Origin of the sequence: Fusobacterium sp., from assembly GCF_030528405.1 — a bacterium.
GTDB lineage: Bacteria > Fusobacteriota > Fusobacteriia > Fusobacteriales > Fusobacteriaceae > Fusobacterium.
In genome coordinates, this window is sequence record NZ_JAUMYY010000048.1 from 1 (window position 1) to 10050 (window position 10050).

Genomic DNA, 10050 nt, shown 5'->3' on the forward strand with positions numbered 1-10050 from the left:
AAGCAAAATTATAAGCTTAAAACTATTTTTCATCTTTCTTATCAGCTCCTTTATTTATTATTGGGTTATATTTTTCTTTATCAAAATATTCTTTTGGATTAAATAATCTTAATATATTATCTATTCCTATTAATGGTAATTGCCATGCTCTATACTCAATTTTTGTTGTTGGCTTTGTTCCAGCTGTATAACTACTATGTGGATCCCATATATCATATCTGATTCCATACTTCTTTTTATTCTCAATTTTTTTCTTCATTTTATCGTCTCTTTCAGATATTGACATTCCGTTAAATCCAACAATATTGGCAACCAAATCTAAATTATCATTTTTTATCACCATATTTGGATAATTATGATTTTTTATCATTTCCTTATCTTTTAAAAATATAATTAAATCTTTTGCATTTAGTGGTGAACCTATTGAAGTATATTTCTCTGTTTTTATTTCCTTCAACACTCCTACTCCATACTTTTCCTCTACATATTGTAATCCAGCTCTCCATTGTATATTTCCTTGGCTAAACATTGTAAAGTCTTTTATTCTGTCCTTGTTCAAATATATTGCTTCTCCAACTTCTTTTGCTGCATTACTATATATTTTTCTTCCTCCTTTTATTCCAAATTTATCATAAGCACTCTCAACTAAATCACTTAAATTTCCATGTGTTTCATTTTGGAATAATATAAATTCTTTCTTTTCCCCATTTTCTAATATACTTAATTTCGAATCATCTAAATTTTTCATTAAATGATGCTTTTCAATTTCATCTAATGCAGTTTTTAAATCTGTGTTCATTCCATTTATATGTGCTACACTTTCTTTTTCAAAAATTGCATCTTCTGATAATCTTTCGGCTTCATGCCTTATTATATTGCCTTCCAAGTCTTTTTCAATAACATATCTATATCTAGGTGCATTTGACTTAAAGAAATCATATTTTTTATATAGTTTTAATTTCTGATTTAGACTCTCCACAGGTTCTAATACAGCATCCTTTAAATATTCTCCTAAAATATCTTGTACACTAGCTAAACTCCAATCTTTCCTTTCATCTGCATAATCTATTGATATTTTACTTACATTTATATCCTTTGTTAGCTCCTGTGACTTACTCTCATCTCTATTGATATTTGTTTTTGCTTCTTTACCATCCACTATTATTGTCCCTGCTCCTATTGTTGCTCTATTTATTTGTTCTCTATCTACTGCATCATAGTTAGCACTTCCTGATTTAGATATCTTTAACTGTTTATTTGGATTATTTGGATTTGTTTCATTATATACATTTGTTATTCCCATATTTGCATTTGCGCTTATTCCAAAGTTTACTCCCTTTTCTTTATCATAAATATCTGAGTATTCCAATTCTTTTGTCCGTAAATTTGTATTTGCCCCTCCTATTTTTGAGCCAACTAATTTTGTCTTTCCTTTTACTTCTATATCTGATTTCTCTGCTCCTATTATTGTACTTTGTTCATTCACCCATTCTTTATCATATTTTCCATATTCTAAGCCTGCTCCAACTGATGAATTGTCAACTGATACATTATAGCCTTTGTGATTTCTATGTTCTTTATCTTGTAAGCTTTCAAGAAGTAAATTTTCTACCTTTATATCTAATTTATTTCCTTCTATATTTGCACCTTTTGCTATTAAATCTTTTCCTCTTATAACTATATTTTCTCCTATTACTTTACTATTGCTATAAGATTCTGAATTAGCATTATCTTTTTTAGTTTCTGCTCCTATATTAAATTGTCCGGTCAATAAGTTAACCTCTCCATTTGCAGACCAAGAACTTCCTTTGCTTTCGGATGTAGATTTTCCTGCTTCTATATTTATATTTTTATCAGAATCAATAATTATATTCTTAGATATAAGTTTAGCATTTTTTAAATTTGTATCATTGCCACTCTTTAGTGCAATTATCTCATTTGAGATTAAATTACTTCCAACACTTCTCGTTGATTTAGTACTTTCCTTGTTGGTTGATATACTTCCACCTAGATATATTCCTGTACTGACATTTCCTTTCTTTGGACCATTTGCTATTAAATTAGCCTCTTCTATTGCTTTTTCTTTTCCGGCTAATGCTTCATTAATATCCTTGCCTGTGGCTAAATCTTTTGCAAGTCCTATCATCTTTGGCAATTCTTTTACACCTTTTACAATATTAATTGTTGATTTTAATGTTTCTTTTACTCCACTTAATCTAAGTCCTGCCGATAATTTTGCTTCTATTTCTTTATTACTTGAATCTCTTGTGAAAATTTCATCCTTATCTATTATATTTAATTTACCTTCAGCTTTAGCAAAAGTATTCTCAGATAATAAATTACTTGCTTGTATAGTAATATCCTTTCCACTTTGTAAATTTATTGTTTTCTCTGCATTTATATTGGTTCCGGCAACTGTTGTCTTGTATATTCCTTCTTTTGTTTGGCTTCCTTTAAACTTCATACCAATTTCAAAATTTAATCCTTTAAAATCACTAAAGAAAGATGTTTTATACTTCTTCTCTTCCTTATGTTGTCTTTCTATATTATCTCCTGCCAATATATTTATATTTTCTTTTGCAATAATGTTTGTATCTCCTTTTGAACTTATATTTGAAGCAATAATATTAGAATTTTTTTCTGAAATTAAATTAGCCGACTTTCCTGCACTTATATTTGATGCAACATTTTCATATTTTAAATTATCTTCTAAAGAGGCTTGACCGCTTAATTTCATAAAGCCTGATTTTGTCTTTTGATGTATTTCTGATGAACCCTTTTGTGCAGCTATTATATTTATATCTTCTTTTGCCAGTATATTTAAATCATTTGCTGCTGCAATATTTCCACCTATTATATTAGCATTCTTATGGCTAATAATATTAATATCTTTTCCTTTCAATTCAGCTGCTACAATATCTTCATTATATATAATATCTGTACTAGATGACGAACGCCCAAAACCTTTACTCTTACCATGTCTTTCTTCATGTAAAGTTGTATTTTTACCTGCTACTATATTTATATCTTCCTTTGCATTTATATCAAGTTTATTTTTAGCATCTATATTAGAACCTACTATGTTTATATTTTTTAAAGAACTTAATTCAATATCTTTTGCTTTCAAGTTACTTCCAATATTTGTTGTTTTTCTGTCCAAAACAAAATCTCTTTTGCTTATACTTATTTTTTGATCCACAGCCTCAAGATTTCCTATTGTTAAATTTTCTCTTGCTCCTATTTCTATTTTCTTATCTGCTATTATATCTGCTCCTAAATTTTCTACATTGTTGGCAACTATACTAATATTTCTTCCCTTTATATCTCCAGCTGCTCTAACATCAGTAAAAACATTACGTAAATCATTTTCGTGAATAGAGAGTTTTTTGCTATTTTTTATATCTCCGTTTTTGCTAAATAGTAATACATCTTCTTGAGCAATTATATTACCGCCCATATTTTCTATATTTTCTTCAACTACTAGAGAGATATTTTCCCCATAAATTCCTGTGTCTGAATAAGCTCCGTTTTGTAAAATATTATCAGCATTTATATTTACATTATCTTTTGCTATTATCTTTCCGTTATTATCTACAATACTACTGTTTATTGCTAGGCTTCCTCCTGCCTTTATTATATTTCCTTGATTTTCATTGATATTTTTCAATGTGTTCTTTGATAAAAATATCTTTGGAACAAGCACTTTTTGACCTGCTACTTCTTCTTCAACATACCATATTATATCTTTTTTCAGCTTATTTATTTGCTCTTTTGTAAGAGTTATTCCAAGACTTAAATTTAAATCTTTTTGTGCTTCAACGGCATTATCAAAAAGAGCCTTTCTCTCTTCATTTATATTATTGGAATATAGATATCTTTTTCCTGTACCTTCTAATACTGCTCTTGTTATCAGTTTATGCTCATAAAAAGAATCTCCAAGTAGTCTTATATCCCTATCTGGATTAAATTTAATTCTTGATAAGAAATAGTCAGAACCTAGATAAAATTCTTTATTTATAAGTTTAGGATTTGTTTCAATTAAATAACTGAATTTTGGATTTTCTTTTTTATTAGTTAATTTAAATATTCCATTATTATTTTCAGGAATATCTATATATTGTGTTATTCCTATTGAAGACTCTTCTTTTATTTTTTTAATTAACGAATTATTATTGACATTAAATGTAGAATCTATTGAAATATCTGTTGTGTTAATATTTTCTTTACTAGTAGAGAAATTTGTATTTATATTACTTGTATTGCTATTTCCGGTAGGTACATTAATATTGTTTGAATATTGAGGAGCCGTGTTCCTGTGTTCTTCTCCATTTCCAACTTTTTTTGCTACTATTTGTATATTGTTCCCTGCTACTATCTGTGTTGGTTTATCCGAATAAAGAGTTTCTACCCAATCTTTACTTGCATAGACATCTCCATTACCTGTTCTATATTTACCACGTCTCCAATATCTATAGTTATATCTTCTAGCAAACTCAAGTGTAATAGATATATCTTTTCCTTCTCTTGTATTAATTAATTTATCTGCTGTAATTTTAATATTTTTATCTGCCAAAATATCAGCTTCTTTATTTAAAACATCCTTAGTTATTTCAAGAGTTAAGTCTCCTCCAGCTTTTAAATATGATTTATGTGAGATGTAATTACTTATTCCTCTCTCAGCATTAGTAAGCCTTTTATCTTCATCCCAACCTCTAAATTTTCGTCCACCACGATTTATTATTATCAATCTATCAACTTCTTCTAAAAATTCTTTTGGTAATTCATTTATATTAATATTACTTGCATAGCCGGGATCCCATACTTTAGAATGATTTCCTGTTATATGTCCAACATTAGAAAAATTATTTGCTTTTAGATAAATATTTCCTTCAGCCTCTATATTAGCTGTTATGTTCTCCACATTTCCTTCAAAAATCATATCTAAATTATTTTTTGAAAATATCTCTCCCTTATTTTTTAAGCTACTTCCTTCCAGTTTTTGCTTTCCACTGCTATAAATCAAGCTGTTTTTTTCATTTTGAATACCAGTTCCCCTTATATTTAAATCTTGCTTACTTGCTATAATTGAATTATTCACTATGTTATTGGCTACCAGATTCATATTTTTTGCTATAAATTCATAATTATTTGTGTAATCTCCACTGATATTTACATCTATATCACTGTTAGTTATATATGAATTATTTAATTCTAATTTTGCTATATTTAATTTTAATAAATTTTTTGCAGCAATATTTCTAGTCAAATTAATTTTATTACTGATTATATCTAAGCTATTATCAGAATAAATAAGCCCACTACCATTGTCATTATTTAAAATTTTACTATTCAATTTGACAGCATTTTTTCCAACTATATTATTCGTATTTTTTAAATCTTTAGATTTTATCTCTAAATCATTTCCAGATATTATATTTTTCTTATTATCAATACTTTTTGCAGTTATTTTTAAGTTTTCTTTAGATTGAATTGTACCCTCATTGTTAATATTTCCTATATTGTCTTTATTTTTGCTTATTATATCAAGATTTTTCAATGCTAAAATAACACCAGTATTTCTTACACTGTTGCTTGTAATATTTATATTTTTATCTGAATAAATCTTATCTTTAGATTTTAATGTTTCTGAATTAATATCTATATCATCTTTTGCTAAAATTCTATTGCTATCAATATATGTTGTATCTATATTTATTTTTTCACTACTGAAAATTTCATTTTGATTTTCAATATTTTTTGCTTTTATTATTGTATCTTTTCCAGAATAAATTTTTTCTGTATTTTTTAAACTTTGTGTATTAATGCTTAATTGCCCTTTTGCAACTATCTTTTTATTTTCAATATTTTTAGTTATAATCTCAATATCTTTCTCACTCAGTATTTCCCCTAAGTTTTCTATTTTGTCATTTTCTATTTTTGTTCCAAAACCTGAGTAAATTTTCCCTGTATTTTTTAGATTCTTATTCTTTATATCAAGATTTTTTGTAGCAACAATATTACCAGCATTTTGAATTTCACTTATTTTTAAATCAATACTTCCTAAAGAATTAATAAAATTTTCGTTTGCTAGACTATCTGCCTTGATATCTATGTTTTCTTTCGTCGTTATTTTTTTATTTTCTAATTTATTTGTTGTTATTGTTAGATTTTTTGCAATTAAATTTTCATTTTGAATATCTTCTGCCTTTATATTTATATCATCATTTGCCTGAATTACTTTATTATTTATTAATTTTTTCCCTTTTATATCAATATTTTTTATAGATAAAATATCACCAGTATTTTCTATATTCTCACTTTCTATATTTATATTTTTATCTGAATATATCTTTTCTTTAGATTTCAATAATTTTGAAATTATAGAAACATCATCTTTTGCTAAAATTTTATTACTTTTAACTTCAGTTGCATCTATATTTATTTTGCCACTACTTAAAATTTCAGAATTGTTTTCTATATTTTTTCCAATTATCTCAGTATCTTTTTTTGAATAAATTTTTCCATCATTTTTTAATGTATCAGTATTTATAGATAGCTTACCTCTTGAATCTATTTTATTTGTTACAATATCCTTACTTTCTATTTTGATATTGCTATTACTTGCCAATCTTCCTAAATTTTCTACTTTATCATTTTCTATTTCCATTTCATTTTCAGAATAGATATCTCCACTATTTTTTAAAGTTTTATTCTTTATATTAAAACTATCTTTAGCTATTATTTTTTTATTATTAACTATATTGTCAGAATTAATTTTTATTTTTTTATCTGCAATAATAAGTCCTGTATTTTCTAATTCTTTTCCTATTACATCTATATCTGTTTTAGCTTTTATATCTGCTGTATTCTTTAAGTTTCCTTCAATTTTTAGCTTTTGATTTGTCAACACCAACTTAGTATTTTCTACATTTCCTGTAATATCTATATCATTATTTGCTGCTATTTCTCCCTTATTTACTAATTTGTCATTTTTTATACTTATTTTATTTTCTGCTATTAATTTCTCTTCTATTTCTGTTTCTTTAGACTTTATATCCACATTATTTTTAGCTTGGCTATCTTTTAAATACACTCTTCCCTTTGTATCTATTATTACATCGCCCTTAGTTGCATATATGTTAGCCGCACTCTTTACTCCTACTCCGTCTTCTGTTGAAATTATCCTTATTCTTCCAGCATAAATAGAGCCTAGATTTCTAGCATCTAGCGCTATCTCAGGTTTATTTTCTTTACTCTTACTTCCAAGCTTTATATTTACTTCTTCCCCACCATAGATAGGTGCTGTTAACTTTGCTGTTCTCGCTATTAATTCAGATTTATTTATGTTTCTTAAATCTAAACCTTTACCTGCTATTTCAATCTGACCTCTCTCCGGATTTTGTAAGTCATCTCCTCTTCCAGTACTTAAAGTTACATTACCTGTATTGATAAAGCCTGCTCCATTTATATAGATTCCATTAGGATTGGCTAAAATATAGTCTGCCCTTTGCCCTGCTATTTCTGTAAAGCCTTCTATTTTTGATCTATTTACTCCGCTTACCTCTGTAAGTATTGTCGTTGCTGCTTTTCTATCTGTCTGCAAATTTGGGTTTCCATATATTAGTCCTCCAATTTGTGTTTTTTCTACATCTAAGGCATTATTTAATATGATCCCTTTATTTTCAACATTATATTCTTTGAATATATTATGTGATATTCCATTTGAATTAGGGCTTTCTATATTGACAAGAGGAATATTATTTGCAGTTTTATCTATATGTAAGTTTTTATTTTTTTCCTTATCAACTATTAAATTATCTCCGTAAACAATTGAACATAACGAAATTAGAATAATTACAAATACTTTTTTCATTTTCCCTCCTAAAATTTATAAAGCTATAAAAGTTTTAAATTTTTCTATAAAATAAAAAAGATACATTAAAACTAAGAAAAATTAGACTTTTTTAAAATAAGTCTACCTTTAGCCATAATATATCCCTTTTCAATATATATATTTCTTTCTATATCTTTTTTAAAAAAATAATTTATTTGTTTATTCCACCTTTTTTCTATTTCATGAAAATTATCTGCATAAGAAAAGTCTATAAAAGTAAAAAAATAAAACAATCTTTTCTTAAACACAATAAATCTTCCTCCTTATTCATTTTGTTAAGTTAATATTACTAAATTTTTTATTTATTGTCAATACTTTATAAAAAAATGCACCTCCAATCTTATCATAAGATTTTTGGTGCAATACAAAATTTTTAGTTTTTATTTCTCCATATAATTCTCTGGAAACATTATTCTTTCAACTCCTTCAATAATTATATGAAGTATCATCATATGAATTTCTTGAATTCTATCCGAAGTTTTCCCAGGAATTATAAACTCGTAATCACATATACCCTTTAGTTTTCCACCGTCCTTACCTAGTAAAGCACAAGTTACTAGTCCTTTTTTCTTAGCCTCTTCGACAGCTTTAATAACATTAGCTGAATTTCCACTTGTCGATATTCCTATAAACATATCTCCCTCTTGACCATATGCTTCAACTCCTTTTGAAAAAATATAATCAAATCCATAATCATTTGCAACACAGGTAATATGTGATGGGTCTGAAAGTGAAATAGCTGGCAATGCTCTTCTTTCTTTTCTAAATCTTCCTGTAAATTCTTCCATAAAATGCATGGCATCACAATTGCTTCCACCATTTCCACAAATTAAAACTTTCTTTCCTCGGGTAAAAATATCTGCTAATTTTCTTGCTACTCTTTCTGTTTCTCCTCTTTTTTCTTCAGTTTCTATAAAATCTTTTAGTAATTCTAATTCTATTTTATATGATTCTATTAAATTCATATTTATTCCTTTCTAATGTTGTAAGTTTAATTTAATTCATCAACTTGTGATCTTTTAAAAAGTCAATAAATTTATTAATTTGATCAAGCTCTTTTTTATCTTTTGTAACTATAATTTGATAGCCATCTTTCACTTCGTTTATCTTTTGTATAACCTTAAATTTATCTTCTCTGATTTCCTTATAAACAGCATAATAAGGAAGTATTACATTGGCAATCCCTTCTTCTACCATTCCTTTTATAACTTCCAAATTCCCTTTAACTATTATTTTAGTTTTAAAAGAAATACCAAATTTTTCCTCTATAGCTTCTATTGCTTTATTGTTATTAGGAATATTTTTTCTGGTTATAATAGGATCTTTCTCTATATCTTTTATATCATCATAATTCTTACTTCCAATAAGAACATAGGGACCCTTTTCTAAATTAATAACTTCTAAATTTTCATCAACTATATGCTCATTATCCATTACAACTAAATCTAAGTCCCCTTCTTTTAAAAGCTTTATTAAATAATCTTTAGATGAAACTGTAATTTCATATTCTATTTCATCATGTTGTTCAGAAAAACCTTTCATTAATTTAGGTAATAAGGGCTCTGCTATTATTGGAGAAGCTCCAATATTTATCTTTGCCTTTCCCATTTGTATTATTTTAGAAATTTCTTTTTCAGTCCTTTTTACCTTCTCAAAAATTTCTTCAGCCATTTTAAATAATGATTCTCCTGTATATGTAAGTTTTATTTTTTTTGAGCTTCTATCAAACAACTTTGTCCCCAGAATTTCTTCAAACTTTTTTACCTGAATAGACACTGCTGATTGATTTATAAAAAGTCTTTCTGCTGCCCTTGTGAAACTTCTTTCTTTGGCAACTTCATAAAATATTTCTAAGTAATGTAAATCCAATTGAATCACTCCCATATACTATTATTTATTTTCTTTATTTCTTGTTAATTTTATCATATTTTTTATAATTTTTATACTACTTATTAAAAATATATATTATTTAATAAATTTTCTTACTAAAAAGAGCTATAATAAATTACAGCTCTTTAAGTGAAAATTAAAAATATTTAAATATTTATTTTTTGAATTTGAAATATAAGAAATTTTTATTAATTTGCTATTCTACAACAATTAAAAAAAGCCGATTGGAGATTTTTAAAAAATCTATTCCAATCGGCTGATTTTTT

At 26.4% G+C, this 10050-nt stretch carries 4 protein-coding genes; all 4 read right to left on the reverse strand.

Annotation, left to right across the window (positions count from 1 at the left end):
- Positions 1-22: 22 nt before the first annotated feature.
- Positions 23-7873: a hemagglutinin repeat-containing protein gene (locus tag Q4A58_RS07240; protein WP_303117896.1), complete on the reverse strand. Its 7851-nt coding sequence runs from the start codon at positions 7871-7873 to the stop codon at positions 23-25.
- A gap of 71 nt (positions 7874-7944) precedes the next feature.
- The gene (locus tag Q4A58_RS07245) at positions 7945-8142 is read right to left on the reverse strand and encodes a hypothetical protein (protein WP_303117898.1); all 198 of its coding nucleotides are present in this window, start codon (positions 8140-8142) and stop codon (positions 7945-7947) included.
- Positions 8143-8274: 132 nt separating this feature from the next.
- Positions 8275-8859 carry a D-sedoheptulose 7-phosphate isomerase gene (gene gmhA, locus Q4A58_RS07250; protein ID WP_303117900.1) on the reverse strand — a complete coding sequence of 195 codons (585 nt, stop codon included), beginning with the start codon at positions 8857-8859 and terminating at the stop codon, positions 8275-8277.
- A gap of 31 nt (positions 8860-8890) precedes the next feature.
- Positions 8891-9778, reverse strand: a complete 888-nt coding sequence (locus tag Q4A58_RS07255; RefSeq protein WP_303117901.1) for a LysR family transcriptional regulator — start codon at positions 9776-9778, stop codon at positions 8891-8893.
- Positions 9779-10050: the final 272 nt, after the last annotated feature.

Bases quoted from the DNA above. Each gene is read 5' to 3' on its own strand.
- Q4A58_RS07240 (WP_303117896.1), bottom strand. From the start codon at position 7,873: ATGAAAAAAGTATTTGTAATTATTCTAATTTCGTTATGTTCAATTGTT.
- gmhA (WP_303117900.1), bottom strand. From the start codon at position 8,859: ATGAATTTAATAGAATCATATAAAATAGAATTAGAATTACTAAAAGAT.
- Q4A58_RS07255 (WP_303117901.1), bottom strand. From the start codon at position 9,778: ATGGGAGTGATTCAATTGGATTTACATTACTTAGAAATATTTTATGAA.